The sequence below is a fragment of the Suipraeoptans intestinalis genome (assembly GCF_009696485.1).
Lineage (GTDB): Bacteria > Bacillota > Clostridia > Lachnospirales > Lachnospiraceae > Suipraeoptans > Suipraeoptans intestinalis.
The window spans coordinates 1,338,532-1,363,471 of record NZ_VULY01000018.1; the positions used below are offsets into that span (position 1 = coordinate 1,338,532).

23 protein-coding genes are annotated in these 24,940 nt (G+C 48.8%); 19 read left to right on the forward strand and 4 right to left on the reverse strand.

The window, feature by feature from the left end:
* Positions 1 to 985: 985 nt before the first annotated feature.
* The 3 genes from FYJ34_RS07055 (at position 986) to FYJ34_RS07065 (ending at position 6,764) form a co-directional block, all read left to right on the forward strand.
* Positions 986 to 3,724: a tetratricopeptide repeat protein gene (locus FYJ34_RS07055; RefSeq protein WP_235899476.1), complete on the forward strand. Its 2,739-nt coding sequence runs from the start codon at positions 986 to 988 to the stop codon at positions 3,722 to 3,724.
* 100 nt (positions 3,725 to 3,824) lie between these two features.
* Complete coding sequence (gene glgB / locus FYJ34_RS07060) at positions 3,825 to 5,804, forward strand: 1,4-alpha-glucan branching protein GlgB (protein WP_154477322.1); 1,980 nt, start codon at positions 3,825 to 3,827, stop codon at positions 5,802 to 5,804.
* Between the two features lie 219 nt (positions 5,805 to 6,023).
* Positions 6,024 to 6,764 (forward strand): MerR family transcriptional regulator, encoded by a 741-nt coding sequence (locus FYJ34_RS07065; protein ID WP_154477324.1) that lies wholly within the window; start codon positions 6,024 to 6,026, stop codon positions 6,762 to 6,764.
* Positions 6,765 to 6,777: 13 nt separating this feature from the next.
* Here the strand turns inward: FYJ34_RS07065 and trmB are convergent, their stop codons facing one another.
* Entirely contained in the window at positions 6,778 to 7,440 is a 663-nt protein-coding gene (trmB, locus tag FYJ34_RS07070; protein WP_154477326.1) for a tRNA (guanosine(46)-N7)-methyltransferase TrmB, read from the reverse strand.
* 60 nt (positions 7,441 to 7,500) lie between these two features.
* Positions 7,501 to 8,310: a type I methionyl aminopeptidase gene (gene map / locus FYJ34_RS07075; RefSeq protein ID WP_235899312.1), complete on the reverse strand. Its 810-nt coding sequence runs from the start codon at positions 8,308 to 8,310 to the stop codon at positions 7,501 to 7,503.
* A gap of 148 nt (positions 8,311 to 8,458) precedes the next feature.
* Between map and FYJ34_RS07080 the strand changes: the two genes are divergently transcribed.
* From FYJ34_RS07080 to FYJ34_RS07125, 10 genes are all read left to right on the forward strand, one after another.
* Positions 8,459 to 9,532 (forward strand): 6-phosphofructokinase, encoded by a 1,074-nt coding sequence (locus tag FYJ34_RS07080; protein ID WP_154477375.1) that lies wholly within the window; start codon positions 8,459 to 8,461, stop codon positions 9,530 to 9,532.
* Positions 9,533 to 9,604: 72 nt separating this feature from the next.
* Positions 9,605 to 11,179 (forward strand): DNA polymerase III subunit gamma/tau, encoded by a 1,575-nt coding sequence (dnaX, locus tag FYJ34_RS07085; RefSeq protein WP_154477377.1) that lies wholly within the window; start codon positions 9,605 to 9,607, stop codon positions 11,177 to 11,179.
* Between the two features lie 14 nt (positions 11,180 to 11,193).
* Positions 11,194 to 11,547, forward strand: a complete 354-nt coding sequence (locus FYJ34_RS07090; protein ID WP_154477379.1) for a YbaB/EbfC family nucleoid-associated protein — start codon at positions 11,194 to 11,196, stop codon at positions 11,545 to 11,547.
* A gap of 14 nt (positions 11,548 to 11,561) precedes the next feature.
* Positions 11,562 to 12,158 (forward strand): recombination mediator RecR, encoded by a 597-nt coding sequence (gene recR / locus FYJ34_RS07095; RefSeq protein ID WP_154477381.1) that lies wholly within the window; start codon positions 11,562 to 11,564, stop codon positions 12,156 to 12,158.
* Positions 12,159 to 12,176: 18 nt separating this feature from the next.
* Positions 12,177 to 13,289 carry a LacI family DNA-binding transcriptional regulator gene (locus FYJ34_RS07100; RefSeq protein ID WP_154477383.1) on the forward strand — a complete coding sequence of 371 codons (1,113 nt, stop codon included), beginning with the start codon at positions 12,177 to 12,179 and terminating at the stop codon, positions 13,287 to 13,289.
* A 328-nt stretch (positions 13,290 to 13,617) separates the two neighbouring features.
* Positions 13,618 to 14,271, forward strand: coding sequence for a fructose-6-phosphate aldolase (gene fsa, locus FYJ34_RS07105; RefSeq protein ID WP_154477384.1), 654 nt, complete (start codon positions 13,618 to 13,620; stop codon positions 14,269 to 14,271).
* A 36-nt stretch (positions 14,272 to 14,307) separates the two neighbouring features.
* Positions 14,308 to 15,132 carry a transketolase gene (locus tag FYJ34_RS07110; protein WP_154477385.1) on the forward strand — a complete coding sequence of 275 codons (825 nt, stop codon included), beginning with the start codon at positions 14,308 to 14,310 and terminating at the stop codon, positions 15,130 to 15,132.
* Complete coding sequence (locus FYJ34_RS07115; protein WP_154477386.1) at positions 15,132 to 16,073, forward strand: transketolase family protein; 942 nt, start codon at positions 15,132 to 15,134, stop codon at positions 16,071 to 16,073. The genes FYJ34_RS07110 and FYJ34_RS07115 overlap by 1 nt, the downstream gene beginning before the upstream one ends.
* A 254-nt stretch (positions 16,074 to 16,327) precedes the next feature.
* On the forward strand, positions 16,328 to 16,486 hold the full coding sequence (locus FYJ34_RS07120; protein ID WP_154477387.1) for a hypothetical protein: 159 nt from the start codon (positions 16,328 to 16,330) through the stop codon (positions 16,484 to 16,486).
* Complete coding sequence (locus FYJ34_RS07125) at positions 16,414 to 17,133, forward strand: DUF4230 domain-containing protein (RefSeq protein ID WP_154477388.1); 720 nt, start codon at positions 16,414 to 16,416, stop codon at positions 17,131 to 17,133. The genes FYJ34_RS07120 and FYJ34_RS07125 overlap by 73 nt, the downstream gene beginning before the upstream one ends.
* 11 nt (positions 17,134 to 17,144) lie before the next feature.
* Here FYJ34_RS07125 and FYJ34_RS07130 read toward each other — a convergent pair whose 3' ends face one another.
* Together FYJ34_RS07130 and FYJ34_RS07135 are read right to left on the reverse strand one after the other, a co-directional pair.
* The gene (locus FYJ34_RS07130) at positions 17,145 to 17,828 is read right to left on the reverse strand and encodes an RluA family pseudouridine synthase (RefSeq protein ID WP_154477389.1); all 684 of its coding nucleotides are present in this window, start codon (positions 17,826 to 17,828) and stop codon (positions 17,145 to 17,147) included.
* A 54-nt stretch (positions 17,829 to 17,882) separates the two neighbouring features.
* A complete protein-coding gene (locus tag FYJ34_RS07135; RefSeq protein WP_154477390.1) occupies positions 17,883 to 18,677 on the reverse strand; it encodes an HAD family hydrolase in 795 nt (264 codons plus the stop codon).
* Positions 18,678 to 18,773: 96 nt separating this feature from the next.
* Here FYJ34_RS07135 and rpiB point away from each other — a divergent pair, with 96 nt between their 5' ends.
* From rpiB to FYJ34_RS07165, 6 genes are all read left to right on the forward strand, one after another.
* The gene (rpiB, locus tag FYJ34_RS07140; RefSeq protein ID WP_154477391.1) at positions 18,774 to 19,217 is read left to right on the forward strand and encodes a ribose 5-phosphate isomerase B; all 444 of its coding nucleotides are present in this window, start codon (positions 18,774 to 18,776) and stop codon (positions 19,215 to 19,217) included.
* A 137-nt stretch (positions 19,218 to 19,354) separates the two neighbouring features.
* Complete coding sequence (locus FYJ34_RS07145; RefSeq protein WP_154477393.1) at positions 19,355 to 19,981, forward strand: HAD family hydrolase; 627 nt, start codon at positions 19,355 to 19,357, stop codon at positions 19,979 to 19,981.
* A gap of 120 nt (positions 19,982 to 20,101) precedes the next feature.
* The gene (locus FYJ34_RS07150; protein WP_154477395.1) at positions 20,102 to 21,253 is read left to right on the forward strand and encodes an ROK family protein; all 1,152 of its coding nucleotides are present in this window, start codon (positions 20,102 to 20,104) and stop codon (positions 21,251 to 21,253) included.
* 250 nt (positions 21,254 to 21,503) lie between these two features.
* Positions 21,504 to 22,280, forward strand: a complete 777-nt coding sequence (locus FYJ34_RS07155; protein ID WP_154477397.1) for an SDR family oxidoreductase — start codon at positions 21,504 to 21,506, stop codon at positions 22,278 to 22,280.
* Positions 22,281 to 22,348: 68 nt separating this feature from the next.
* Complete coding sequence (locus FYJ34_RS07160; RefSeq protein ID WP_154477399.1) at positions 22,349 to 23,362, forward strand: sugar ABC transporter substrate-binding protein; 1,014 nt, start codon at positions 22,349 to 22,351, stop codon at positions 23,360 to 23,362.
* A gap of 69 nt (positions 23,363 to 23,431) precedes the next feature.
* Positions 23,432 to 24,940 (forward strand): sugar ABC transporter ATP-binding protein, encoded by a 1,509-nt coding sequence (locus FYJ34_RS07165; RefSeq protein ID WP_154477401.1) that lies wholly within the window; start codon positions 23,432 to 23,434, stop codon positions 24,938 to 24,940.

Consider the following 24,940-nt stretch of genomic DNA (forward strand, 5'->3'; position numbering starts at 1 on the left):
TCGGTGCTATTATCAAATTAATCAAAAACAGTGTATAGTAAGCAAGATAAAATACACAGAAGAAAATCCGTTTTTGAAATCAAACGAAGGAGGGTAATCCATTGGACAATTCAATAGAGACGCAATGCGACGGATCGGTGATGTTGCAAATGGCGGTTCCCTCAAGGAAGGCCTTTTATAGAAGAGAAAATGCAGGCACACCGACATAGATAAAAAGAAAAGAACGCGGAGAAGGAGCGTCGGAAGTAGCTGGTTACATTTGCAGATCGTCGCAGGGAAACGAACATCACAAAAGGTGGGATCTGTGTAAAGAAACAGAGAAAGCCAAAGAGAAAGAAGCATCGGCCGTTCTCACCGGGAGGACAGAAAGTGCAGATGTGATAGTGTTATAGTTGAAACGCTTTATCCCCTCGGGGGATGAAAAAAATACGGAAGGATATACCGCTGGCAGAGCGGAAAAGGCAGAGGGATTTTTAACCGAAAGAGAACCTCCGAATTTTATGAAAACAGAATAAGGGAAAGAGGCGGCTACCATATGTACTGTATGGTGGCTGTCTTTTTGTTTGAAAAATATTTTTTATAAATTTCCTAGAAAAGTCTGTAAAATCTTCCTCAGCAATTTTTTGAGCAGAAGAGTGTGTTTAATACGATCAATCTTTGTCCATTGACAAGTGAATCGCTTTTTTGAATAGGAGAATACTTGGACTGAATGATGAATGTTCAGGAATCGTTGAAGATAAATCGGTGTGGTGGAAAAGAGTGAAGGCACAGAAAAATCCTTTTCGGAAAGAGGTGGTCAAACGGGTTCGAAAGAAAAGATGCCTTGCGAAAAAACGCGGAAAATCCCGTGAATTCTACCGAAACTAAAGGCGATACATTTTGACAATAGAAAGGGGCTGTGCTAAAATGAGAGACGTAAAACTGTAATCAAATAGTTGAGGTGAGTGACTTGGATAAATATGAATATAGGGTAAAAACAGAACAGATGATGGAGTGTTTTGGAAATAAGCAATACAAGAAAGCAATGGAGATTGCAGACACCATCGACTGGCGCAGAGTAAAGAATGTATCGATGCTGAATACGGTCAGTGAGATCTACGAGCAGACAGGGGAGTTCCAGAAAAGCCGGGATGTCCTGTTTATGGCGTTTGACAAGGCGCCCGGAAGCAGAAAGATCGTGTATCGTCTGGGAACACTGGCTTTAAAGATCGGTGATTTCAGCGAGGCATCAGACTGCTATGAGGAGTTTGTAAAGCTGGCGCCAAAGGATCCAAACCAGTACATCTTAAAATACAAGATCCAGAAGGCACAAAAGACGCCGATCCAGGAGCAGATCCGGACATTGGAAGATTTTAAAAAAGCAGAATACATTGAAAAGTGGGCCTATGAGCTGGCAAAGCTCTACCATGACGCTGGTATGACGGCAAAATGTATCGAAGAGTGCGACGACCTGATCCTTTGGTTCAGCGAAGGAAAGTATGTGTATCAGGCCATGGAGCTGAAGATGCGCTATAAACCGCTGACCCCTCTGCAGCAGGAAAAATATGAGGAAAGACACGGCGTCGGAGAAGAGAAAGAGGCGAAGGAAAAAGAAGCCCAGAAGAAGATGAACGCCATGGCAGAGGTACTGCGGGCGGCAGGAGCAAGCCGGGAGGAAAAGGCGGAAGCACCGGAAAGCCTGGATGAAGCGTTGGAGCAGCTTTCAGCAGGAGAAACGGCCGGAGAAGAAACAGCGGCAGAAGCCACGAAAGTAATCGGAGGAAGCGGCATACAGGCAGCGCTGGCCGGAGGAACGCCGGAGCCGTTTATGCCAAAATCGGAGGAGAAAACGATGGCAGAACGAGACGATGAACTAAAGAAAAACGGACAACTTCGCATTGACGAGATCCTGATGAAGTGGGAAGAGAAGCAGAAGGAGCACGCCAAGGCGATCGAGATACAAAAGGCCAAAGACGAAGAGCGGCTTCGTAAAGAGCGGGAAGAAGCCCAGAAAAGAAAAGAAGAGGAACGCCGCCTGATGGAACAAAGGCTGGCGGAATCTGCAAGGAGAGCGGCGGAGGAAGCTGCGGCAAAGGCGGCGGAAGAAGAGCGCCTGAAAGAAGAGGAAAGAAAAGCAGAGGCGGCCAGACGGGAAGCAGAGCAGTACGCACTGGAAGAGGCAGAGACAAAAGACGTTTCAGACGATCTGGAGGAGCTGATCGAGAAGCTGGAAGGATCGGACAAAAGCCAGGTTCCGGTAGAGGAAGAGCCGTTCTCTGAGGAAGAAGGGGAAGAGCCGGACTTTGAAGAGACGGAAGTCCCGGAAGAAGAGTCGGAGACAGAAGAACCTGTGGAAGAGTCCCACGAAGAAGTTCTGTTTGAGGAAGAGATGGAACCGGAAGCTTCTCTGGAAGAGGAAGAAGGTCTGGAAGAAGCATTGACAGAGGAAGAAGAGACAGAGGAGTTCCCGGAAGCGCTCTCCGAAGAGGAGGCAGAGTCCGAAGAGTGGGAGGAAGATCTTGAAACTGCTTCGGAGGAGAACCTGGATGAAGAGTTTGACGAGGACGACTTTGACGAAGAAGAGATCTTTGATCAGGATGAGGAAATGCCGGAAGAGGCAGAAATGATCCATGCTCCTATGGAAGAGGCGGAAGCAGAGGACGATTTTGACGAAGAGGACGGAGACGATTTTCTCGATACAGAAGAATCGGAAGAAGAGATCGAAGAGTTCCTAGATGAGGAAGAGGACGAAAGCGAAGCGGACTTTGAGGAAGCAGAGCTTGCAGAGACAGACTTTGACGAGGACGATTTTGAGGAGGAGCCTCTGGAACCGGAAGAAGAGGAAGAATTGGAGATTGAGGAACCCTCTGAGGAGGAGATCCAGGATCGGATCCGCAAGTCGAAAGGCGGAGTTCCCTTTGATACCGGATTTGTGGTAACCGGACGATACGACCTGAGCGCTACCAGCGAGATCGGTCTGAAGGCAGGACTTACAGAAGAGCAAAAGAAACTGTTTTCTTACTTTGTTCCTGTTCGAGGCATGAGTGAGCAGATCGTAGAAGTGTTGGACAATGACAGAAGAGCGCAGCGGGAAGGCACATCCAAGACAGGAAACCTTCTGGTGATCGGACGGAAAGGCTCCGGGAAAACGGTGCTGGCTGTAGACATTGTCAAAGCGATCCAGAAGCAGAGAAATCTGAAGCAGGGAAAAGTGGCTATCGTGACGGGAGAGTCCCTCAACAAGAAAGAGCTGACAAATATCATTCAGAAGCTTCGAGGCGGTGCCATTATCGTGGAGAAAGCAGGCAAGCTGAATTCCAGAACCATCAAGGAACTGAGCTACCTGATGGAAAAGAAAACAGGAGAGTTGCTTTTTGTACTGGAAGACCAGAGAAAGCCGCTGGAGAGACTTTTGACGGCGCATCCCGAGTTCAAAAAGAAATTCACTTCCAAACTGGAGCTTCCGGTGTTTATCAATGATGAGCTGGTAACGTTTGGTCAGACCTATGCAAAAGAGAATGGGTATAAGCTGGATGAAATGGGAATCCTGGCGCTATATAGCCGAATCGACGTGATGCAGAGAGAAGACCATGCGGTGACGGTAGCAGAGGTAAAAGAGATCATGGACGAGGCCATTGAACATTCCCAGAAGGCTAATGTGAAGCATCTGGCAAGGAGGGTGTTTGGTAAGGGCACGGACGATTCCTCCAGGATCATTTTGAAAGAAGAAGATTTCAGGGTATAAGCAAAGAGAAAGGGTTGGAAACATATCTCCAAACCCTTTCTTTTTACGTGTGCGTAAAGTATAATAAGGATAATACAGTAAAGGCGAGGTGAAGGTGAGGATGGAACAGAAGAAGCAGACGTCTTACGAGATAGAAGAACTGGATCAATACTTGTTTGGCCAGGGAACACACTACGAGATCTATAAGAAGCTTGGAGCACACAAAGCCAAAAAAGACGGGGTGGAAGGAGTATATTTTGCGGTATGGGCACCTCGGGCACAGGGAGTCTCGGTGGTGGGAGAATTTAACGGATGGAATACGGAAGCGAACCGTATGGAGAGGCAGGAGCCGCTGGGAATCTACACCTGCTTTATTCCGGGGGTCCAGGAATACCAGATGTATAAGTACTGTGTCTGGACCTATACGGGTGAAGCAGTATTTAAATCGGATCCATACGGGAACTATGCGGAGTATCGTCCGGGAACGGCGTCGAAGGTGGCAGATCTTTCCAAGCTGAAATGGACGGATAAAGCCTGGATGAAGAAACGAAAAACATGGGATCATAAAGAAAGCCCCATGTCTGTTTATGAGGTCCATATCGGCTCCTGGAAAAGACATCCGGGGAGAGAGGATGAAGGATTCTACTCTTACAGGGAATTTGGGGAGGCGGTTGCCGAATATATAAAATATATGGGGTATACACATGTGGAACTGATGGGAATCGCAGAGCATCCCTTTGACGGCTCCTGGGGATATCAGGTGACTGGCTATTTTGCTCCCACATCCCGCTATGGAACGCCGGAGGATTTTGCCTGGATGGTCAACCATCTTCATGAGAACGGCATCGGCGTTATTTTAGACTGGGTACCGGCACATTTTCCAAGAGATCTTCATGGACTGGCAAACTTTGACGGAACGCCTACCTACGAATACGCAGACGCCAGAAAGGGAGAGCATCCTGACTGGGGGACCAAGATCTTTGATTATGGGAAAAATGAGGTCCGCAATTTCCTGATCGCCAATGCGTTGTTCTGGGTGGAGCAGTTCCATATAGACGGGCTGCGGGTGGATGCGGTTGCCTCCATGCTGTATCTGGACTATGGAAAGCAGGATGGACAGTGGATCCCCAATGAGTACGGCGATAATAAAAACCTGGAGGCCATCGAGCTGTTCAAGCATCTGAACTCCGTCATGAAGAAAAGGAATCCGGGAGTCGTGATGATCGCAGAGGAATCTACCGCCTGGCCGAAGGTGACGGGAGACGTGGAAGAGGGAGGACTGGGCTTTCACCTGAAATGGAACATGGGATGGATGCACGATTTCCTGGAATATATGAAGCTGGATCCCTATTTCCGCAAGCATAACCACAACCAGATGACCTTTGCCATGAGCTATGCATACGGAGAAAACTATATCCTGGTGCTGTCCCATGACGAGGTAGTACATTTAAAGTGCTCCATGATCAACAAAATGCCGGGGATCGGAGAAGACAAATTTTCCAATCTGAAGGCAGGCTACGCATTTATGATGGGACATACGGGAAAGAAGCTGCTGTTTATGGGACAGGATTTTGCACAGCAGAGAGAGTGGAGCGAAGGAAGAGAACTGGACTGGTATCTGCTGGGAGAAGAAAATCATCGGCATATGCAGGAGTTTGTAAGAGATTTGCTTTATCTGTACAGAGAGCATCCGGCTCTTTCTGAGATGGATAAAAGCTGGGATGGATTTGAATGGATCAACGCAGACGACTGTTTCCGCAGTATTTACAGCTTTGTGCGGTATTCGGCCAAGAAAAAGAAGAATCTCCTGTTTGTATGCAATTTTACCCCGGTAGAACGGGAAGATTACATGGTGGGGGTTCCCATGGACACGGACTATCGGCTGGTTTTAGATAGCGACTCGGCCAAATATGGGGGGAATAGTAAAAGAAAGAAAAAAGTTTATACAGCAAAACTGCAGGAATGTGACGGAAGAAAGCATTCGATTGCTTATAAGCTTCCTGCCTATGGAGTTGCCGTGTTTGAATTTGAGCCGGGCGCAGCACAAAAAGGAAAGCGAAGCCACGAAAAAAAGGGCACAGAGAAGGATAAACAAAAATAGGCAAAGAAAAGGAAGATGGCGGAGGGAACTTGAGATGTCCCCGAAGCATCAGATTTTGATAGCGAGACAGCGTTTGCTGCCTCGCTATTTTGGATCAAGGGGAAGGGCTTTACACTGCGCGATACTGCGAGGATCATAAAGTTACAGTAAATTTTCAAAAAGGCATTGACTATGACACAACGTAATCGTTTATGCTTGGCATTGTTAGGAGGTGCTTTCATGTATTTGATCAAAAAAGTTAGTGAAATGAGTGGGGTATCGGTGCGCGCTTTACGCCATTATGATAAGATCGGCCTGCTGTCTCCTCAAAAACAGGAAAATGGATACAGGTACTATTCGGAAGAGGATATGTCCTTTTTGCAAATGATATTGTTTTATAAGTACCTGGGATTTTCTTTGAAGAAGATAAAAGAACTGCTAAAACAAGAGGAGAGCCAGGTGCTCTATCATCTAAAAAATCAACTGACTTTGCTGCAAAAAGAAAAGCAAAAACTCCTGACATTGATAGATACCCTGGAAAAGACAATCGCGTCACAAGAAAGGAGAGTTACGATGTCAACAAAAGAAAAATTTAATGGATTTACGTACCAGGACAATCAAAAATATAGGCAGGCGGCAGTAGATCTGTATGGGAAGGAAGTGGTGGAAGAAGCGATTGAAAAACAAAAAGGAAAAGAGCAGGAGCTCACAGACGGCTTTAACAACATCTTCTTTGCTTTTTCTGAGAACAGGTCAAAGGGGATAAGCTCCGCCGCGAAAGAAACCATAGTGTTAGCAGAAAAGCTACACAAACATCTTTGCGAATATGCGTTTGACTGTCAGCTGGAGGTATTTGCAAGCATTGGCCGGGGCTATGTTCAAAATGTGGAATTTAAACAGAACCTGGACAAATTTGGAGATGGAACAGCGCAGTACATCTGCGATGCGATCCAGCAATATGTGAAAGAAAAAGAAATTTAAAAGCAGCTTTCATTCACGCGTTACAATTCTCTTTCGGACGGGCGATCAGCTTGCAGATGGCGTTGCCCTTGGAGGAAAATTTCTCCTCATATTCTGTCATAATATTTCCCCGGCTTAGGACGGGATCCCGGTGAAGATCGTATGTGGAGCTGACCAGTTCAAAGACGGGGGAAGCTTGGATCTCCTCCAAAGAGAAATCAAATAAGAGACGGTTGTCCGTTTTGAATTCCAGCCGTCCGTCTGTCTTCAGGATCTGATGATAGAGGGGCAGGAAAAACGAAGAGGTCAGCCGTCTTTTGGCGTGCCGTGCCTTAGGCCAGGGATCTGAAAAATTCAGATAGATAGCGGATACTTCTCCTTTTTGGAAAATGTCGGGCAATGTCCGGGCATCCGTGCAGAGGAACCGAAGGTTCTCGGGAAGCAGATCTCCCAGTTTTTCCACGGCACGAAGCAGGACACTGGAATAGCGTTCAATCCCAATGTAGTTGATGTGGGGATTTTGAGTAGCAAGAGATAAAAGGAACTGGCCTTTTCCCATGCCGATTTCTATGTGGATGGGGTGATCCTCCTTAAAAACCTGAGAATTCCATGCTCCGCGTACCTTCTGCAAAGAAGAGATCACCAGCGGGCTGGCTTCCAGGACAGAATCTGCCCGGGGGATGTTTCTAAGACGCATAACGGTCCTCCTTGTAAGTCATTTGATGGATTTTGCAGGAAAAAGAAAGGCGGCAGCCTTCTATCTGCTAAGAACTTCCGCTTTGGTATCCGTGATCAGAACCATGTATTCCACTTGCGCGGACAGGCCGCCGTCCACGGTGGATACCGTCCAGCCATTTTGGCTGTCTACGGTAAAACGGGGACTACCTTGATTGATCATAGGCTCAATGGTAAAGATCATACCCGGCACCAGGACCATTTCGCTGCCTTTGGGAGTCACATAGCTGACATAGGGATCCTCATGGAATTCCAGACCGATGCCGTGTCCGCCGATCTCTTCCACTACGGAATAGCCGTGTTTTTTCGCGTGGGAGGAGATGGCAAAGGCGATATCTCCCAGATGCCCCCAGGGGCGGGCGGCGGCAAGGCCGAGCTCCACACACTCCCTTGTGACGGTCACAAGGCGCCGGGCTTCGGGAGAAGGCGTTCCGATGCAAAACATGCGGGAGGCGTCAGAAAAATAACCGTCCAGGATGGTGGATACGTCTACGTTGATAATATCGCCCTCCTTCAGTATTTCCTGTTCAGATGGGATCCCATGGCAGATCACGTTATTGACGGAGGTGCAGACGCTTTTGGGAAACCCTTCATATCCGAGCGGGGCGGGGATCCCGCCGTGCTCCTTTGTAAACTGAAATACCAGACGATCGATGTCCTCTGTGGACAGACCGGCGCGGATATGGGCTTCTACATGATCTAAAACGGCCGTGTTCAGCCGGGCACTTTTTTTGATGGCCTCAATCTGCTGAGGCGTCTTTAACAGCGAGCTGTCCGGAACGATCTCTCCTTTGGCAGCCAGCTTCCATAGTTTTTCTTTTAACTGATCCAAGGTGCAACCTCTCTTTCCCCTCTTTTTGGATTGCCGGTCGTAACTTTTCCGGCAGCAATTCTTTTTTTCAGTATAACACAATTGTGCAGGAAAGAAAAATAGAGTATAATTCCAATGTGCAGGAAAGAAGAAACCAAGGAGGAAAGCCATGCTTAGAATAGGGATGCTGACCAGCGGAGGAGACTGCCAGGCGCTGAATGCGGCTATGCGGGGAGTCGTCAAAGGACTTTGCAGGGAAGGCCGGTCTGTAGAAATATATGGATTTCAGGACGGATACAAGGGATTGATCTATTCCGATTTTCAGATGCTGAAAAAGGAGGACTTTTCAGGAATCCTGACAAAGGGAGGCACGATCCTGGGAACGTCCAGACAGCCGTTTAAGCAGATGCGGATTCCGGACGAGAATGGATTGGATAAGGTGGAAGCCATGAAGCACACCTATCACAAGCTGCATCTGGACTGCCTGGTGATCCTGGGGGGAAATGGAACGCACAAGACAGCGAACCTTCTGCGGTCAGAAGGGCTGAACATTGTGACACTGCCAAAGACCATTGACAATGATCTCTGGGGAACGGATATGACCTTTGGGTTTCAGAGTGCCGTAGATATTGCTACAGATACCATTGACAAGATCCATACCACGGCCACCTCCCACAGCCGGGTCTTTATTGTAGAAGTGATGGGACATAAAGTGGGGTGGGTCACACTTTATGCGGGCATTGCAGGCGGGGCGGATATTATCCTTCTGCCGGAAATCCCTTATGACATAGAAAAAGTGACGGAAGCGCTGGACGCAAGAAAGCGGGCAGGGAAGCGATTTACCATCATTGCAGTGGCAGAAGGCGCTTTGTCCAAAGAGGAAGCAGAGCTTCCAAAAAAGAAAAGAAAACAGCAGAAGGCGGCTGCCGGCTATCCTTCCGTGGCTTATGAGATCGCAGAAAAGATCCAGGAGAGAACAGATCAGGAAGTGCGGATCACCGTGCCGGGCCATGCGCAGAGAGGCGGAGCGCCCTGTGCTTACGACAGGGTTCTGGCCACCCGGCTGGGAGCTGCGGCGGCAAAGGCGGTGCTGGATGGGCAATACGGCTGCATGCTGGGTGTGCGATCCGGGGAGATCGTCCGTGTTCCCCTGGAAGAGGTGGCAGGCAGGCTAAAGGGCGTGGATCCGAAGGCGGAGATCCTGGAAGAAGCAAGGCAGACAGGCATCAGCTTCGGCATCTGACGGCGGTGGGAAAGGAACCGCAAACGTCCGGCAGACGACAGCGAGGGAAGCAGAAAAGACGGGAGAAAAATCATGTCATATATGGCATTATATCGCAAATTCAGACCGCAGGGATTTCAGGATGTAAAAGGACAGGAAGCCCTGGTGCGGACTTTAAAAAATCAAATACAGGCGGATCGGATCGGGCATGCGTATCTGTTTTGCGGAACGAGGGGAACCGGAAAAACGACGGTGGCAAAGATTTTTGCGAAGGCAGTCAATTGTGAACACCCCAGGGAAGGCAGTCCCTGCGGAGCCTGCTCCATGTGCAGGGAGATCGGGGAAGGCAGCTCCATGAATGTCATCGAGATCGATGCGGCATCTAATAACGGAGTAGACAATATCCGGGAGATCCGGGAAGAGGTGTCCTATCGTCCGGCAAAGGGAAAGTATAAGGTCTACATTATCGACGAGGTGCATATGCTTTCGGCAGGAGCCTTTAATGCACTGCTGAAAACACTGGAGGAACCGCCGGAATATGTGATCTTTATTCTGGCTACCACAGAGGTGCACAAAATTCCGGTCACGATCCTAAGCAGATGTCAGAGGTACGACTTCCGCAGGATCGACAGCGGTACGATCGCAGAGCGCCTGCAGGAGCTGGTAGAAAAGGAAGGGCTTCAGGTGGAGGAAAAAGCGATCCGGTACATTGCACGCATGGGGGACGGATCTATGCGGGACGCGCTGAGTCTTCTGGACCAGTGTACCGCCTTTTATCTGGGGGAGAAGCTGACCTATGAGCATGTACTGGAGGTGCTGGGAGCGGTGGATCAGTCCGTTTTTGGGAAACTGCTGGAGAAGCTGCTGGCGGCAGAAGTAAAGGGTGTGATCCAAACGGTGGAAGAACTGGTGCTTCAGGGACGGGAGCTGACGCAGATGACGATAGACTTTACCTGGTATCTGCGAAATCTCCTTCTGGTAACGGAAGGAGAAGAAGCGGCAGAACTTCTGGAGATTTCGGCAGAGCAGTTCCATCAGCTTCAGAGCCTGCGAAAGAAGGTAGAGGACGAAACATTGTTTCATTACATCCGGGTATTCTCCGAGCTGAGCAATCAGATGAAATTTTCCGGGCAAAAGAGGATCTTGCTGGAAATGACACTGATCAGACTCTGCAGGCCGGAGATGGAGAAGAAGGAGGATGCCCTGTGGGACAGGCTGCGGCGAATGGAACAGCGGCTGACAGTGATGGAGGAGGAACCTTCTGCCCGCCCGGTGATCCGGGAGGGGGAAACAAAGCTGCAGCAGGAGGCACAAAGTCCCAGGCCGGCACTTCCCGAGGCGTTGACGGAAGAGGTGCAGTATGTAGCAAAAAACTTTCGGGAGATCATACAGGAAGCATCCCCCCTGCTTCGGATATGTCTGAAAAAAGCAAGGCTGAGCGCGGGAGAGGGAAATCTGCTTTTGGTGGTGATGCCAAGCGAAGTGGAGGCGGATGCAGTAAGAGCTCCGGAACGGCTGGAGGAGCTGTCGCGTCTGCTGGAGGAAAAAACGGAAAAACAGATCCGGATAGACGTTCGCCAGATGGAGAAGGGCAGACGGTTTGAGGACAGCTTTGTAGACATAGAACAACAGATACACATGGAACTGACGATTGAGGAGCAAGAATAAAGGAGGAACAGACAATGGCAAAAAGAGGTGGATTTCCGGGAGGCGGAATGCCGGGAAACATGGCAAATCTGATGAAGCAGGCACAAAAGATGCAGCGGCAGATGGAAGAACAGGCAAAAGAAATGGAAACCAGGGAATTTGTGGCTACGGCGGGAGGCGGAGCCGTGGAGGTGACGGTTTCCGGAACCAAGCAGATCCTGAAGCTGAAGCTGGATCAGGAGGTTGTGGATCCCGATGATGTGGAAATGCTGGAAGACCTTATTGTGGCGGCAGTCAATGAAGCGATGGGGAAAGTGGATGAATCTTCTGCTTCTGCCATGTCCAGGCTGACTGGCGGAATGGGTGGACAGATCCCGGGATTGTTTTAATGGAGTGAACAGGAATGGATTATTACAGTGGACAGATCAGCAGACTGATAGAGGAGCTGTCGCGTCTGCCGGGCATAGGTTCAAAGTCAGCGGCACGGCTGGCTTTTCATTTGATCCATATGCCGGTGGAGGAAGTGGAGCGCCTGGCGGACACCATGGTAGACGCCAGAAAAAATGTCAGGTACTGCAGACAATGTTATACGCTGACAGATCAGGAGTTGTGCCCGATCTGCAGCAATCAGGAGAGAGACCAGAAGACTATCATGGTGGTGGAAACCACAAGGGATCTGGCCGCTTATGAAAAAACAGGCAAATATAAAGGCGTCTATCATGTGCTTCATGGGGCGATCTCGCCGATGATCGGGGTGGGTCCAGGAGATATTAAGCTGAAAGAGCTGATCGAAAGGCTGCAGGGAGAAGTGGATGAGGTGATCATTGCCACCAATTCCAGCCTGGAAGGAGAAACGACGGCCATGTATATCAGCAAGCTGATCAAACCGGCGGGGATCAAGGTCAGTCGGATCGCCAGCGGAGTGCCGGTAGGAGGCGACCTGGAATACATAGACGAGGTGACGCTTCTTCGGGCGCTGGAAGGCAGGACTCAGCTGTAGAAGAAGGAGGCCAAAGGAATGGGCAGAAAAAAGAGCGCGGCAGGAACCTCTGCACAGGTGGCGAGTCTGGCAGGTGTTTCCCAATCCACTGTCTCCATGATACTAAATCACAAGTCAAATGTTTCTTTTTCTAAAGAAACCATCGAAAAAGTGGAGACGGCAGCCAGGAAATTAAATTATGTGCTTCCGCAGAAAAGGGTACGGAGCAGAAAAAAGGGAGAAAGACTTCTGGTAGTGTTCTGTCCGAACCTGACCAATCCTTATTATGTTATGCTGCTGCAGGGGATCGAGTCCAGAGCGAGGGAGCAGGGATTCGGTCTCTTTGTCTGCAATACCCAAAGGGATCTGAAAATGGAGGAGCGATATCTGAGGATGGTGCGCAGTCTCAAGCCGCAGGGGGTGATCTACACCTGCAATCCCGGCTCCGGCTTTCTGGGAGCGGTGGAGCGTCTTTCCCGGGAGATCCCCATTGCCATCATCAACAATCAGAATGAAAAAATGAAGGTGGATGCGGTGGAACTGGATAATGCAAAGCTGGGGCGTATTATGGCCAGACACCTTTTGAAACTGGGCCATCATCAGGTGGCATATATTGCGCCGCCTCTTACTCTGCGACAAAAGCAGCGATCCAAGCGGGTAGAAGGATTTCTGGCAGAATATGAAAAGGCGGGGTGGAAAGAGGGCGTTACCGTAAAAGCAGCAAAGGAAGAAGCGGACCGAAAGATGCCGGATATTGATTCGGAATATCAGATCGGCTATCAACTGACAAAAGAACTTCTGGCAGAGAAAGAAAAGGTCACGGCCATTGTGGGGCTGAACGATATGATCGCATTTGGGATCCTGGACGCTCTCTATGAGGCGAAGATCAAGGTTCCTCAGGAGGTATCGGTGATGGGCTGCGACAACACCCTTTTTGCCAGGATGAGCAAGGTAGATCTTACCACCATCGAACATTTTGTGGTATTCAAGGGGAGAGATGCCTGCGACATCATTATGAAAAAGATGGAGTCTCACTACAGGGAAACCTCTCAGCCGGAACCCATCAGCACGTATCACGTGGAATATGAGCCAAGGCTGATCGTCCGGGGAACGACGGCGAACGCCTATACCGGAAAAAAGAACAAACATTAATAGTTTTCAAATAATTATTAATAATAAATTAGTTTTTCTCCTTCGCAGGAGTGAAAGCGAAAACGGCGGCAACACGCCGGGGGATTTTGGATAAGTCCGGAGAAAGCAAAGCGAAAAAAGGAAACAGAAAGTTTTCCGCAAAACGGGGAAGAAAATGCAGGGGAACAAAAAGAGGAGAAACGAAAAAAAGACAGGATTGATAAAAAATACTAATAAAAATAATTGATTATTAATAAAAATCCAGATCTATTGACCGTGCTTCTGAAGATGAGATATAATCAAAAGCAAATGTGCAAGTAAGGCGTATGAATTGAAGGAGGAAGTTGGCATGAAATTTTTTATCGACACAGCAAAGGTGGAAGATATCCGGAAAGCAAATGATATGGGCGTGATCTGCGGTGTGACCACCAACCCGTCTCTGATCGCAAAAGAAGGAAGAGTGTTTGAGGAAGTGATCGCAGAGATCGCAGGGATCGTGGATGGGCCTATCAGCGGGGAAGTAAAAGCAACGACGGTGGATGCAGAGGGGATGATCGAGGAAGGCAGAAAGATCGCGGCGATCCATCCCAACATGGTAGTAAAGCTTCCCATGACGGTGGAAGGCTTGAAGGCATGCAAAGCCTTGACTCGGGAGGGGATCAAGACGAATGTGACCCTGATTTTTACCGCCAATCAGGCGCTTTTGGCAGCGAGGGCAGGAGCGACCTTTGTGTCTCCGTTTCTGGGACGACTGGATGATATCTCTGTAAGAGGAACGGATCTGATCGCAGAGATCGCAGAGATATTCGCGGTAGCAGGGATCGAGACAGAGATCATTGCGGCAAGCGTACGACATCCTCTCCATGTAACAGACTGTGCGCTGGCAGGAGCAGACATTGCCACCGTGCCGTATTCCGTTATCGAGCAGATGACGAAGCACCCTCTGACAGATGCGGGGATCGAAAAGTTTCAGGCAGATTACAAGGCGGTTTTTGGAGAATAGCAAAGATCATTCCAAAGAAGTGAAAGGAACACACAGATGAACAAAGCAGAGTTAAAACACACAGCAAATGAAATCAGAAAAGGGATCCTGACGGCGGTTTATCATGCGAAATCAGGACATCCGGGCGGATCCTTGTCGGCTACAGAACTTTATACCTATCTGTTTTTCAAAGAGATGAGGATCGATCCTGCGGATCCAAAAAAGGCGGACCGGGACCGATTTGTCCTGTCCAAGGGTCATACGGCGCCGGGCTATTATGCGACGCTGGCTAACAGGGGATTTTTCCCGGTGAAAGATCTGGAAACTTTGAGAAAGGTCGGATCTTACCTACAGGGACATCCGGATATGAAACACATACCGGGAGTAGATATGAGCAGTGGATCTTTGGGACAGGGAATCTCCACCGCAGTAGGTATGGCGATCTCTGCCAAGCTGAGCGGACAGGACTACAGAGTTTATACCCTGTTGGGAGACGGAGAGATCCAGGAAGGACAGGTGTGGGAGGCTGCCATGCTGGCGGCTCACAGGAAGCTGGACAACCTGGTGGTGATCGTAGATAATAACAATCTGCAGATCGACGGAGCGATCGATGAGGTAAATTCCCCGTATCCCATTGACAAGAAGTTTGAAGCATTTAACTTCCATGTGATCAATATTGACGGGCATGATTTTGACGCGATCGAAAATGCTTTGAAAGAAGCGAGGGAGACCAAGGGCCGTCCCACAGCTATCGTTGCGAAGACGGTAAAGGGAAAAGGAGTTTCCTTCATGGAAAATAAGGCGGCATGGCACGGATCTGCACCGAATCAGGAGCAGTACGAAGCGGCAATGGCAGAATTAGAGAAAGCAGGTGAAGTGTAATGGCAGAGAGAAAGAAGATCGCAACGAGAGAAAGCTATGGAAATGCATTGGCAGAGCTGGGAAAGCTGCATGAGGATGTGGTCGTTCTGGATGCAGACCTGGCGGCAGCTACAAAAACCAGTACATTTCAGAAGGCATTTCCGGAACGCCATATTGACTGTGGGATCGCGGAATGCAACATGATCGGCGTGGCAGCCGGTCTTGCGGCGGCAGGCAAGGTTCCGTTTGCCAGCTCTTTTGCCATGTTTGCAGCAGGGCGCGCGTTTGAACAGGTGAGAAACTCTGTGGGCTATCCAAAGCTGAACGTAAAGATCGGAGCGACCCATGCAGGGATCTCCGTAGGAGAGGACGGGGCGACCCATCAGTGCAACGAGGACATTGCCCTGATGCGTACCATTCCGGGAATGGTGGTGCTGAATCCGGCTGATGATGTGGAAGCAAGGGCGGCTGTAGCCGCGGCCTATGCGCATAAAGGACCGGTTTACCTGCGGTTTGGCAGGCTGGCAGTTCCGGTGATCAATGAGGAAGAAACGTATCAGTTTGAGATCGGAAAGTCTATCCGTTTAAGAGAAGGGAAGGATGTGACCATCATCGCCTCCGGCCTTCCGGTATCCGAGTCGCTGGAAGCGGCGAAAATGCTGGCAGAAGATGGGATTGAGGCGGAAGTGATCAATATGCATACCATCAAGCCGCTGGATGAAGCGGCGGTGATCGAGGCGGCAAAAAAGACAGGAAAGATCGTGACGGTGGAAGAACATTCCGTTATAGGAGGTCTGGGAAGCGCCGTTTGTGATGTGGTTGCAGAGAAAGCGCCGGCCAGAGTCATGAAGATCGGAATCAACGACACCTATGGAGAATCCGGACCGGCGGTAGAGCTGATCAAAAAGTATGGACTGGATGCACAGAGCATTTACGAAAAAATCAAAGGATTCCTGAAATAGGAAACCAGAGCAGAAGAAAAGAGCGGAGGGCTGATACTTCCGTTCTTTTTTGTTTTCAGGACAGAAAACGGAAATCGTCTACAATTGTACTTGTCGGGAACTGTGACTGCGGGAAGTTTAGGGAAAGGCAGTCTGTGGAAAAAGAATATTAAAAAATCGGAAGATTTTCTACTGAACTGCAAAGGAAAATATGATAAAATCTCTGTGAATATTATAGGGAAAATTTAGTGAGAGAGTGAAAGGGAGTCATAGAAATGTCTACGTTTATGCTGTTTATAGGATTAATGATAATGGGACTGGTGCTTTTGAGAGTGGGACTGAAATTAGGAAAAAAGGGCAGATGGCTGGTGATCCTTTGCGCTGTGATTCTTTTTTTGATGGGAGTGTTTGGCGTGATAGTGTCACTGTTGTAAGTGGGATAGGAGGGGCGGAAATACAGATGAGAGAAGTGGCAAAAAAAGCTTTGATGGGGATGTTGCCCGTTGTTTTTATAGCACTCGTAGCAGGAGGATGGTTTTTGCACAGACATTTTAGTGAAAAAGAATCAAAAGAACGGAACAAACCTAAACAACGTACAGAAATCGAAGTGATAGAAGAAAAGCTGAAATTGACAGCAGAATTAAATACAGGAAGTTACCTATGCACAGATATCCTGACACGGACAGAATCGAAAACATTGAAGGGATGGACGATTCCTTTAACAGAAAAGTATTTTATTATTTCTTATGACGGAATCGTAAAAGCAGGTATCAGAGATTTGACAAAAGCCCAGGTCACACAAAAGGGAAATACAATTACGATAAAGTTTCCCGAAATAGAGATTACGGAGACGGAAATCGACAATGATTCTTTTGAAAAATTGGATGAATCAAACAATATCTTTAATCCTGTTACCACGGAAGATCTGAATGCAGCTCAGCAGGAGTTAAAGAACAAAATGGTGGCCAGAGCAAAAGAAAAGGGCCTTTTGGATGTGGCAAAAAGGAATGCAGAGACAATTCTTTCCTCCATGTTAAAAAGCCCGAATTCTTCCTATCAGATCAAGATTGAATGGTTGTAGGGATGGAACGACTACCCATCCAGCAGAGAAAATACCATGGGGTTTCCGGTTTCCGGGTGGAGAAATTCCAGACGGTAGGCGCACAGACACAGCCTGTCTGTAAAAAGGGCAGAGGGGCCGTATTTTCTGTCACCGCAGATAGGGCAGCCCAGGTGTGCCAGCTGTACCCGTATCTGATGATGCCGCCCGGTTTCCAGCCGGATCTCCAATTCTGTTCCCGGGGGAAGTGAAGGAGAGCCTGCGAAATAGTACGGGGGCTGCACCACCGTCTGATAAAACAGGGAGGCTGGTTTTGCGGCGGGATCTGAAGGCGTGGAAATACGCGAAAGATTTGTTTTGGCGTCTTTTGTTAAGCAATCCTTCAGATATCCCTTTGGCTGAGTCGGCTGGCTTTGCGTAAATGCCCGGTAGTATTTTCCAAAGCCGTTGCGCTGCAGCTGCTTGTTTAAACTGGCGGCCGTCTGGGAGGTCAGGGCAAAAACAAGGATCCCTTCCACCGGCTGATCCAGGCGATGGATCACGCCGAGAAAAGGCTCCCGTCCTGTCGGACGACTTTGTGCCAGATGATTTTTTAGGTGAAATTCCACGGTCATCTCGCCGATGCGACGGCTCTGGGTGGCCATGCCGGGCGGCTTTTGACAAACCAGAATAGAGTCATCCTCATATAAAATAACAGGTTGATAAGAAGCTTTCATAAAATGTCCTTTCAGATTCAGGTGAAAAGCGGTTTAAGCCGTGCAAAGACTGCTCTACCGGTTCCGGGCAGGCAGGCTGTCCAGCAGATCCCGGAGGACGTTTTCCACAGAGTCAGTGATATGGGTGGCGTATTTTCGGATGCCCTCTGCACCACTTGCCATGGCATAGCTGGTGCCGGCAAACTGGAGCAGCTCTTTGTCGTTGTACTCATCGCCAAAGGCCATACATTCCTTAGGACGAATCCGGAGATAGTCTGTCAGACGGGCAAGGGCAGTTCCTTTATTGACGCCGATGGCGGCAAAGTCGATCCAGCCGGGGCCGGCGGTGACGACTCTCAGCCGGGAGGAAAAAGAACGGTAGGATTGCTGAAATAAGGCTTCTGTGTCTGTGAAGTCACAAAAAGAGATCTTTAAAAAAGTTTCCTCCACCTGAGACAGGTCCTCTACCGCGTAAATATTGGAACGGATCTCCTGCTGCATAAGGTGAAGGAACCCGTCACTTTTTGAATCCGTGTAGGCGCAGGATTCACAGGACAGCAGACAGCTGCAGTGGGGATAATTTCGGGAAAATCGAAACAGCTCCAGTCCCAGATCCCGGGGAATCTCCCCTTTTACCAAAACGGTTGCATTCTGAATGCATAAGGATCCGTTTTCTGCGATGTAGTAAATGTCGTCCCGAATCGGGGCAAAAAGCTGATGCAGGCTGTGCAGCTGCCTGCCGCTGGCCGCGGCAAATTGGATCCCTCTTTCTTTCAACTCCATGATCAGAGGAAAAAGAGAAGGATCCAGTTGCTGGGCGCCATCCTTCAGCAGAGTGCCGTCCAGATCACTTACGATTAATTTTATCATAAAACCTCCTTGAAATCCTGATGTGTAAGGTTGTTATTTTGATACCAGCACATTATAATATAAAAAGAAACAAAGTGGAAGAGAGGAAGGAAGCCAATGACAAAGATAGGAATCGGAAACGACCATGCAGGAGTAGAACTGAAACGGGAGATCACGCAGCATCTGCAGGATCAGGGATATGAAGTCTGGAACTATGGAACGGATACAGAAGAAAGCTGCAGTTATTCGGATTATGGAAAAAAGGTGGCAAAGGCAGTGGTAAGCGGAGAAGTGGAGAAGGGGATCCTGATCTGCGGTACCGGGATCGGGATTTCGCTGGCGGCCAACAAGGTAAAGGGAATTCGGGCTGCCGTTTGTTCAGAGCCATGCTCGGCTAGGCTGTCCAAACAGCACAACAACACAAACATCCTTGCCTTTGGAGCAAGGATCATCGGTCCGGAGATGGCGAAGATGATCGTGGATGAGTGGCTGGCAGCCGAATTTCAGGGAGGACGGCATCAGGAAAGAGTGGATCTTCTGATGGCGATCGAAGAAGAATAGAATAAAGACAGGAAAGACGGCGGCAAGTCGTCTTTTTTCTCTGCTGAGAGCTTTGCGGATGAGGGGAGCAGGAAGCAGACGGGAAAGAAGGCAGAAAGGAAACAGAAAGAACACAAACAAGCAGGAGGAAGAAAACAATGGAAGCAGTGATATTTGATTTGGATGGAACGCTGTGGGATTCTACAGAAGAGGTGGCCAGGGCGTGGAACGAGGTACTGGCAGGAAGGACGGACATTGCCAAAACGGTGACGCCAGAGGAATTGAAAGGAGAATTTGGGAAGCCGTTGCAGGAGATCATAGCCAACGTATTTCCTAAGATACAGGAAGAAGAAAGAGAATCCTTTACAGAGGCCATTTTGTCCTATCAGAACAAAAAGATGGAAGAGGCGGACTGCCTGCGATATCCGCACATGGAAGAAACGATACAGACCCTTAGTAAACAGTACCGGCTTTTTATCGTCAGCAACTGCCAGGCAGGGTATATAGAGGCCTTTCTGAAAAATACGGGGCTGGGAGAGTATATAACAGATTTTACCTGTCCGGGAGATACGGGCATGCTGAAGGCGGAAAATATCCGCTATATCATGAAAAAGCACCGGCTGCAAAGGGCAGTCTATGTGGGGGACACAAGAGGCGATGAGGCGGCATGCAAAGAGGCGGATATCCCAATGATCTATGCGGCGTATGGCTTTGGGTGGGTAGAAGATGCCCATGAACAGATCAGTGACCTGCAGGAGCTACAGGGAATATTAGACAAATTTTAAAGAGAGTTTAGATAAAATTTAGACAAAATTATAACAAAACTTGCAAAACGACAAAGGGTATGCTAAAATTAGAAAAACACTTAATTAAACATTTTAATAAAGTGGATATCGGAGAACAGTATGGGACCAGGTACAAATAATCTCCAAGTGAGAAAAATCAATCGAAACAGAGTATTTCGTTATATAAACAGTGTAGAAAAAACATCGATGCCGGAGATCGCTTCCGCTCTTCGGATGAGCACTCCGACGGTGCTGGGAGTAGTAAAAGAACTGCTGAAGGAAGGGATCGTCGAAGAGGTGGGGGAGTTTGGCTCCACCGGAGGAAGAAAGGCCAAGGCCTATGCCGCCAGAAAAGATACCAGGTACAGCATAGGAGTGGATCTTACCAAAAACCATGTAGGGATCACATATACAGATTTTACACAGCAGGCCAAATGCCATGAGAGGGTGTACAAGCCATTTGAGGACACGGCAGACTACTTTCAGGAAGTGGCAAGGCTGATCCGGAAATTTGTGGAAGAAAACCAAATCGACCAGGACAAGATCCTGGGAATGGCCATGGCTGTGCCGGGGATCGTGGATGAAGAGCGGGGGATGATCACGGCGTCCCATGCTCTGGGGATCCATGGGGTATCCCTGGACAAATGGAAGGACTACCTTCCTTATCCCTGCAAATTTACCAACGACGCCAACGCCGCTGCCATTGCAGAGTGCGCCGTGTCGGACATCCAGGGCAATATGCTGTACCTTCTGCTGAGCAATACGGTAGGAGGAGCGGCGAGGATGCAGACCCTGAACGGAGGAGAAGGGTTAAAGCCCAGACTGTATCTGGGAGATAACTGGAGAAGCTGTGAATTTGGACATATGGTGATCCGTCCGGAGGGAAACAGATGCTACTGCGGAAAGATCGGGTGTCTGGATACATATTGTTCTGCCCTGCGTTTGGCGGAACAGACAGAAGGAAACCTGGAGAGGTTTTTTGTGGAGATGGAAGAGGGAAACGAAAAATACCGCAGGATCTTTGCAAAATACCTGGACGATCTGACCATTGCAGTGGATAATCTGCGGATGCAGTTTGACTGTCGGGTGATTCTGGGTGGGTACGTAGGATGTTATCTGGAGCCTTACATCCATGTTCTTCAGGAAAAGATGCGGGAAAGAGACATTTTCGGCTCTTCCGGAGATTACGTCATGGCATGCAGATCCAGAAAAGAGGCATCCGCTCTGGGGGGCGCAGTTCTTGTGATGGAGGAATACCTGGAGTCGGTATAGCGCCGGGAAGGGACGTCGGGAGTATCCGGTGGGGATCCGGGATCCGGAAAAACGTCTGCAAATGATAATAAAATAACATTATGCAAAATAAACGAAAACCGAAAAATGATTTTGGCGGATATTACGTCTTGCACAACAGGGTTCTGCAGAATATAATGCAAGATATAAAAATTACATTTATAAAACACATTTACAAAACTGGTTGCAAATCAACAACCTGGATGATTGTTGATGCGAGAAGGAGGAAACTATGGGTATCATTGAAAAAATGCGGCTGGACGGGAAGGCGATCTACGTTACAGGCGGAGCAAGCGGCATCGGAAAAGCAGCATCCTATGGATTTGCAGAGGCAGGAGCAGACGTGGCAATCGTTGACATCAACCTGGAAGGAGCCAGGAAGGTGGCGGAGGAAATCGCACAGGCTACAGGATCCAAGACCATTGCCATTCAGGCGGATGTGACCAATCCGGAAGAGGTAGAAGCCATGGTGGCAAAGGTGGTGGAAACTTACGGAAAACTGGACGCCTGCTACAACAATGCGGGGATCGCAGTAAACGCTCCGGCAGAAGAGATGACCTTTGAACAGTGGAAGAAAGTGATCGACATCAACCTGACGGGAGTGTACCTTTGCTCGACGGCGGCAGGACGCCAGATGCTGAAGCAGGGATACGGATCTATCATTAATACGGCATCCATGTCCGGACATATTGTGAATGTGCCGCAGCCACAGTGTGCATACAATGCCTCCAAGGCAGGCGTGATCATGCTGACCAAATCTCTGGCCATCGAGTGGGCAAAGAGAGGCGTGCGCGTCAACTGTATCAGCCCCGGCTATATCGGGACGGAGTTGATCATGCAGGCAGAGAATCTGAAGCCGTTGATCGAAGTGTGGAACGGTATGGCGCCCATGGGAAGACTTGGCAAGCCGGAAGAGCTTCAGTCGGTGCTGGTATATTTGGCAGGCGACAGCAGTACCTTTACCACCGGCTCGGACATTGTGGTGGATGGAGCGTTTACCTGTTTCTAACAGAATGGTTCAGTCTAAAGGATAGCTAAAGCGAAAGCTATAAAATAAAAAATTTAGGAGGAGCGATTATGAAGAAAAAAGTGTTAAGTGTGATCTTAAGCGTTGCGATGGTAGCCGCATTGCTGGTAGGTTGTACGACAAAGTCCCCGGTGAAGGAAGACGAGAAGGACGCAGAAAAGAAGGACAGCTACAAGGTGGGAGTAACCATTCAGTCATTGGAGAATGACTACTGGGCAGGCGTATTCGGAGAAGTAGAAAAAATGCTCAAGGACAAAGGATGGGACTATACGATCGTAGATTGTAAGGACAACTCTGCTACACAGATCAGCCAGATCGAAAACTTTATCACAGCAGGATGCGACCTGATCATGGTACATCCGTCTGACCCGGATGCGGTAGAAGACGTTTGCAAGCAGGCGCTGGACGCAGGCGTGAAGGTAATGTGCTGGGATGACAAGATGGAAAACACCACAGCAAACTGGGTATTGGACAACACTGAGCTGGGAATCACCATTGCAAAGCCGGCGGCAGATTTTATCAATGAGCACTATTCTGCAGACAACAAAGCAGAGGTATGTGTAATCGGCTATCCGCAGACACCGATCCTTCTGGAAAGAGAGAACGGTATCCTGGAAGGACTGAAAGGCGCAGAAGGCAAGTATGAAGTAGTTGCACAGATCGAGGGACTGGAAGCAAATGACGCACAGACCAACGTAGAGACGGTACTTCAGGCACATCCCAACTGTAAAGTGTTTGTAACCATCGGAGCAGGATCTGATATCGGAGCAAACCAGGCGCTTCTGACAAAATACAACGGAAATATTCCGGAAGACTGCGGTATCTTCTCCGGTGATGCAACAGAGCAGCAGATGAGAGCCATTAAGAGCGGAAAAGAAGCTTCCAATACGACCGTTGGATTTGAAGGATCCAACACAAGAACAGCAAAAGCTTGTGTGGGTATGTATGAAAAGATCCTGAACGGAGACGACTTCTCCGGAGAGAAACACAATATCTTCAGACCATTTGTAGTCATCAATGCAGACAATGTAGATGAATACCTGGCAGATTATGACAAGAAGTAAGAAGAAATAACAGATCGTAAGTGGAGGCGGCTTTGTCCGCCTCCAATGAATATAAAACGGGAGAACGGTATGAGTGAAGAATACGTATTGCAGCTACAGCACATAAGAAAAGAATATCCGGGCGTTGTAGCGTTGAAAGATGTTTCCCTGGAACTGAAAAAGGGAGAAATTCTTGCGTTGATCGGGGAAAATGGAGCAGGAAAATCCACGTTGATCAAGACGTGTTCCGGAGCAGTGATCCCCACATCAGGAAAAATCATCGTAAATGGAAGAGAATATGACAGTATGACCCCGCAGCTGGCGGCAGAAAACGGGATCGCCATCATCTATCAGGAGTTTAATAATGTGGCGGAACTGTCGGCAGCAGAAAACCTGTTTTTGGGAAGACCCATCCGAAAAGGGATTATCGTAGACAAGGCGGCGATGGAAAGAGAGGCGGAAAAGGCCTTTGCCCAGCTGCACATCAAGATCAATCCCAAAACACTCATGAAAAACCTGACGGTAGGCTATCAGCAGATGGTGGAGATCGCAAAAGCGATCCAGCAAAATGCAAAGGTGCTGATCATGGACGAGCCGTCTGCGCCTCTGACCAGCGCAGAGGTGGAAAGCATGTTTGAAGTGGTGGAGAGACTGAGGAAAGACGGGATCTCTATCATCTATATTTCCCACAGACTGGAAGAGATCTATCGGCTGTCCGACAGGATCGTGGTGCTAAGAGACGGGGAATATATCAAGACGCTGATCACAAAAGAAAGCCAGGTGGAGGAACTGATCCATCTGATGGTGGGAAGAGAGCTGACAGAATCCTATCCCCCCAGAGAAAACTGTATCGACCACAAGAATGTGGTTTTGGAACTGAAGCATGTTACAGGGAACGGTGATGAAGATATCAGCCTGAAGCTCCATAAAGGGGAGATCCTGGGCCTGGGAGGCCTGGTGGGCGCCGGGCGGACAGAGCTGGCGCAGCTGATCTTTGGAGCGGCCAAGAAAAAATCAGGGCAGATTTTCTTCAATGGAAAAGAAATCAACCCGAAAAGTCCAAGGGAAGCAATAGATCTGGGAATCGCGCTGGTTCCGGAGGATCGTAAGCGGCATGGAGCTATGCTTGGGATATCCATCAAAAACAATATCAACATGCCGATTTATGAGAGAAATTCAACATTGGGCGTCATTCATTCCAAAAAAGAGATGGAGGTTGCCCAAAGATATAAAGAGGATCTTGCCATCAAAACCCCTTCGCTGCATCAGCTGGTGAAAAACCTGAGCGGAGGAAATCAGCAGAAGGTGATCCTGGCAAGATGGATGGCGGCAAATTCCCAGCTGGTGATTTTTGATGAACCTACCAGAGGGATCGACGTGGGAGCCAAGTATGAGATCTACAAATTAATGAATGAGCTGGTAGAAAAAGAGGGCAAGACGATTCTGCTGATCTCGTCGGAGATGGAAGAGCTGATGGGGATGTCGGACAGGATTATCGTGCTGGCAGAGGGCAAGATGACCGGGGAGCTGGAAAAAGGTGAGTTTGACCAGAGCACCATTATGGCATTTGCGTCAGCAGCAGAAATCAAGGAGGTTTAA

Excerpts from the sequence above, each read along its gene's own strand:
- FYJ34_RS07055 (WP_235899476.1), top strand. The coding sequence starts at position 986 with ATGATGGAGTGTTTTGGAAATAAGCAATACAAGAAAGCAATGGAGATT.
- glgB (WP_154477322.1), top strand. The coding sequence starts at position 3,825 with ATGGAACAGAAGAAGCAGACGTCTTACGAGATAGAAGAACTGGATCAA.
- FYJ34_RS07065 (WP_154477324.1), top strand. The coding sequence starts at position 6,024 with ATGTATTTGATCAAAAAAGTTAGTGAAATGAGTGGGGTATCGGTGCGC.
- trmB (WP_154477326.1), bottom strand. The coding sequence starts at position 7,440 with ATGCGTCTTAGAAACATCCCCCGGGCAGATTCTGTCCTGGAAGCCAGC.
- FYJ34_RS07080 (WP_154477375.1), top strand. The coding sequence starts at position 8,459 with ATGCTTAGAATAGGGATGCTGACCAGCGGAGGAGACTGCCAGGCGCTG.
- dnaX (WP_154477377.1), top strand. The coding sequence starts at position 9,605 with ATGTCATATATGGCATTATATCGCAAATTCAGACCGCAGGGATTTCAG.
- FYJ34_RS07090 (WP_154477379.1), top strand. The coding sequence starts at position 11,194 with ATGGCAAAAAGAGGTGGATTTCCGGGAGGCGGAATGCCGGGAAACATG.
- recR (WP_154477381.1), top strand. The coding sequence starts at position 11,562 with ATGGATTATTACAGTGGACAGATCAGCAGACTGATAGAGGAGCTGTCG.
- FYJ34_RS07100 (WP_154477383.1), top strand. The coding sequence starts at position 12,177 with ATGGGCAGAAAAAAGAGCGCGGCAGGAACCTCTGCACAGGTGGCGAGT.
- fsa (WP_154477384.1), top strand. The coding sequence starts at position 13,618 with ATGAAATTTTTTATCGACACAGCAAAGGTGGAAGATATCCGGAAAGCA.
- FYJ34_RS07110 (WP_154477385.1), top strand. The coding sequence starts at position 14,308 with ATGAACAAAGCAGAGTTAAAACACACAGCAAATGAAATCAGAAAAGGG.
- FYJ34_RS07115 (WP_154477386.1), top strand. The coding sequence starts at position 15,132 with ATGGCAGAGAGAAAGAAGATCGCAACGAGAGAAAGCTATGGAAATGCA.
- FYJ34_RS07120 (WP_154477387.1), top strand. The coding sequence starts at position 16,328 with ATGTCTACGTTTATGCTGTTTATAGGATTAATGATAATGGGACTGGTG.
- FYJ34_RS07125 (WP_154477388.1), top strand. The coding sequence starts at position 16,414 with ATGGCTGGTGATCCTTTGCGCTGTGATTCTTTTTTTGATGGGAGTGTT.
- FYJ34_RS07130 (WP_154477389.1), bottom strand. The coding sequence starts at position 17,828 with ATGAAAGCTTCTTATCAACCTGTTATTTTATATGAGGATGACTCTATT.
- FYJ34_RS07135 (WP_154477390.1), bottom strand. The coding sequence starts at position 18,677 with ATGATAAAATTAATCGTAAGTGATCTGGACGGCACTCTGCTGAAGGAT.
- rpiB (WP_154477391.1), top strand. The coding sequence starts at position 18,774 with ATGACAAAGATAGGAATCGGAAACGACCATGCAGGAGTAGAACTGAAA.
- FYJ34_RS07145 (WP_154477393.1), top strand. The coding sequence starts at position 19,355 with ATGGAAGCAGTGATATTTGATTTGGATGGAACGCTGTGGGATTCTACA.
- FYJ34_RS07150 (WP_154477395.1), top strand. The coding sequence starts at position 20,102 with ATGGGACCAGGTACAAATAATCTCCAAGTGAGAAAAATCAATCGAAAC.
- FYJ34_RS07155 (WP_154477397.1), top strand. The coding sequence starts at position 21,504 with ATGGGTATCATTGAAAAAATGCGGCTGGACGGGAAGGCGATCTACGTT.
- FYJ34_RS07160 (WP_154477399.1), top strand. The coding sequence starts at position 22,349 with ATGAAGAAAAAAGTGTTAAGTGTGATCTTAAGCGTTGCGATGGTAGCC.
- FYJ34_RS07165 (WP_154477401.1), top strand. The coding sequence starts at position 23,432 with ATGAGTGAAGAATACGTATTGCAGCTACAGCACATAAGAAAAGAATAT.